At 71.9% G+C, this 1695-nt stretch carries 2 protein-coding genes; both read right to left on the bottom strand.

The annotated features are described in order from the left end of the window. Positions 1-16: 16 nt before the first annotated feature. Positions 17-736: a YdcF family protein gene (locus tag AC2W7M_RS24925; RefSeq protein WP_486135747.1), complete on the bottom strand. Its 720-nt coding sequence runs from the start codon at positions 734-736 to the stop codon at positions 17-19. A 73-nt stretch (positions 737-809) separates the two neighbouring features. Beyond that, on the bottom strand, positions 810-1695 hold an 886-nt coding region (locus AC2W7M_RS24930; protein ID WP_486135748.1), incomplete at its 5' end, for a cell division protein FtsX.

The raw sequence follows: 1695 nt of genomic DNA on the forward strand, positions 1-1695 counted from the left end.
CACCCGGCGCCGGGGCTCAGGGCGCGACGCGCGCCTGCGCGCCGGGGCGCAGCCACCGCCTGGGCCGGCCGGATCTTTGGCCGCCGCCATGACGTATTTTGAGGAAATTTCCTTTGACGATCAGCTTCAAGGTCGGGGGGTCGCGCCACCATTGCTCCGCCTGCATCCGCGTGGAGACCACGGGATAGGGCACAAACTCCACCTCGGGCAAGGCGCGCTCCAGCTCCAGCATCGCCCGCGGCATGTGCCAGGAACTGGTGACCACCAGGATCGATCGGAAGCTCTGGCTGCGCGTCCACTCCGCCGCCTCGATGGCATTGCCCAGCGTGTTCAAGGCCTTGTGCCCGAGATCGACGCAGCAGGCGATGAGCCGGTCGGCGTCGCCCACCGGCAGGCTCTCGCGCAGCATGTCGGGCGAGGTCGAAGGGTTGACGCCGGTGATCAGCAGGCGCCGGCCATGGCCCTCCGCCAGCAGCGCCAAAGCATCAGGGATGCGGGAGGCGCCGCCGGTGAGGACCACGATGGCATCCGCCTTCTTGACGCTGGACGGCTCGCGGGTCGCGATCTGGGCGGTGAAGACGAGAAAGCAGGCGAGCCCGGCCACGGCGGCGAGACCGGCCGCGAGCACCGCCAGCGTCACCGCGCGACGCAGCAGCGTGCGCGGCCGGCGGCGTCCACCCCCTTCGCTTTTCCTTCTCCGCCCGGCGCGGGCCAGGGCTCCGTTGGACAGGGTCATGGCACAGACCATGACGCGCGAATGCGGCGCTCGCGAGGACGCTCCCGCCGCCGGTCGCGCGCCGCCAAGCCGATCATTGAATCGTCCTCAGCGTTCGGTAAACGGTCACGCGCGAGGTGAGCGCGGTGGCGAGCGCCACCGTCACCACCGCGAGGCCGATGCCGGCAAATCCCAGCGGACCGGGATCCAGCCAGCCGAGGAAGGCCGACTGATCCTCGGCGGCCGGCAGGAGGCCCGACCGCGGCAGGAAGGCGACGGCGAGGAAGATGGCGCAGGCCGAGAGCCCGCCGATCAGCCCGCCCTCGGCGCCGATGCGCAGGAAATGGCGCTGGAACTGGGCGGCGATGAACCCGTCGCGGGCGCCCACGAAGTGCAGGACCTCCACGACAGAGCGGTTGGTCGCCACCGCCGCGCGGGTGGCGAACACCACGGTGAGGATGGTGGCCAGCGCCACCAGCGCCAGAAGCCCGATGCCGGTGATGGTGATGCCCTGCGCCATCAGGCCGAGCCGTTCGGACCAGGCGCGATGGTCGTCCAGGGTCGCCGTGGGGATGCGGTCGGACAAAGTGCGCTTGAGCCGCGCCAGGTCCGCCTGGCCGCTGCCGTCGAGACGCAGGACGATGACGCGCGGCACCGGCAGGTCGGCAAGGTCCAGTCCCGCCCCGAGCCAGGGCTCGAGCAGGCGGGAGGTCTCCTCCGCCGTCAGCACATGGACGCCGGCGATGCCGGGGGTGGACTTCGCGAGATCGACCGCCGCCTGGACCTGGGCGTCGGTCGCGGCCTTCTCGCCGGCGCGGATCTGGATCGTCACCTCGCGCTTGACGTCGGCACGCCACGTGGCGGCGGTGGCGCGCACGGCCAGCGCGGTGCCGATGGTGAGGGAGGCGAGGAAGGTCATGATCGCCACCACCGCCACCAGCGCCCGCCCGGCGACGGTGGCGCGCGGCACGATGGCGGCC

This window comes from Xanthobacter sp. BG11Y11_SDJG, from assembly GCF_057364445.1.